The following is a 1,553-nucleotide window of genomic DNA, read 5'->3' on the forward strand; positions in this document are numbered from 1 at the left end:
GTTAGAGCAGGCCGAGTAGGCGTAGGTCGCTGACGTATTTGGCGATGATCGGCGGGGTGATGTGCGGAATGTCTTTGTCGACACCGATTTTCGCGTCTCGCACGGCCGTGCGGAACCGGTCGGTGGGGGCGATTGATCCGTTGATCGGGTTTTGCGGTTTCTGGTAGTTGTGCAGCAGTGGCAGCAGTGAGCTGTTGCGCTGCTTCTCGGGCAGGCCGCGCAGGGTGGTTTCGAAGCGCTGCAGCCATTCGCCGTAGTCGGCGATGCGCGTGATCGCACACCCGTCATCACCAAGCCAGTCGACGAATTGGTCCATGCCGATGCCGTCGTCGTAGGGGTTCATCACGTGGTAGGTCTGGAACCCCTCCCGTGGCCCCAAGACGGTGATGGCGTCGGCGATGAATTCCACCGGCAGCCCGTCGTAGTGGGCGCGTTGGCGGTTGCCCTCGGCGTCCAACTCGTAGAACGAATCCGGGGCTACGCCGGTCGCGGCCAGGCTCAGCATCATGCGGGTGAACATGTCGGGGGTGTTGAGTTGGCCGGCCCAGGTGGTGTCGGCCAGGATCATGTCGCAGCGAAACACCGCCACCGGCAGGCCGCACAGGTCGTGGGCCTCACGCAGCAATACCTCGCCGGCCCACTTGCTGTTGCCGTACCCATTGGCGTAGCTGTCGTCGATGCGCCGGGTGGCGCTGATCTCCCGGATGTCGGCGTCCTCGGTGAATGCCCCGGGTGCGATTTGATCGCCGACCCCGATCGTCGAGGTGTAGGTGAACGGCTTCTGCTTGCCGGTCAAGGCGAGGCGGATCAGTTCGGCGGTGCCCACGGCGTTGGGGCCGAACAGTTCGCTGTAGGGCAGCACGTGGTTGACCAGGGCGGCGGGGTCGACGATGACGTCGACCGTGTCGGCCAGGCGTTGCCAGGTCGCAGCGTCCAGGCCCAGGTCGGCGTCGCCCTTGTCGCCGGCGAGCACCTCGAGGTGCGCGGCCAGTTCGCGGTAGTGGGCCAACAGCTTTGGGTCGCCGCTGTCGAAGGTCTTGTCGAGGCGGGCCCGGGCCTCCTGGTCGGTCTTGGCGCGCACCAGTGCGATCACGGTGCCGTCGACCAGGGCCATGCGCTCGAGCCATTCCAGCGCCAGATACCGGCCGAGGAAGCCGGTCGCGCCGGTCAGCAACACGGTGCGCACCTCAGAACTCGGCGCCGGCAGCCCTGGCGCGGCGGCCAGGGTTTCGGCGTCGATGAACTTGTCCAGGGTCAGATCGCGGGCGTGGACCTCGACGGCATCGCGGCCGTGCACCGAGGCAAACGTCGGGCGCTTGGAACCGGCGCGCTCGCTCTGGATGTAGGCGGCGATGGCGGCCAAGTCGTTGGCTGGGGAGACGATGACGCCCACCGGCACGTCGATGTCGAAGATCTCGTGCAGCAGGTTGCCGAATGTCAACGCCGACAACGAGTCTCCACCCAGGTCGGTGAAATGCGCATCCGGCGACAAATCGGTGGCGGCGCTGCCCAGCAGGGCGCCGGCGGCCCGGATCACCGTGTCCAGCACCGGC

1 protein-coding gene is annotated in these 1,553 nt (G+C 66.7%); it reads right to left on the reverse strand.

The window, feature by feature from the left end:
• Position 1: 1 nt before the first annotated feature.
• A partial coding sequence (locus A5791_RS08215; RefSeq protein ID WP_156661073.1) for a thioester reductase domain-containing protein occupies positions 2–1,553 on the reverse strand: 1,552 nt, incomplete at its 5' end.

The organism is Mycobacterium sp. 852002-51163_SCH5372311, from assembly GCF_001667115.1.
Taxonomy (GTDB): Bacteria; Actinomycetota; Actinomycetes; order Mycobacteriales; family Mycobacteriaceae; genus Mycobacterium.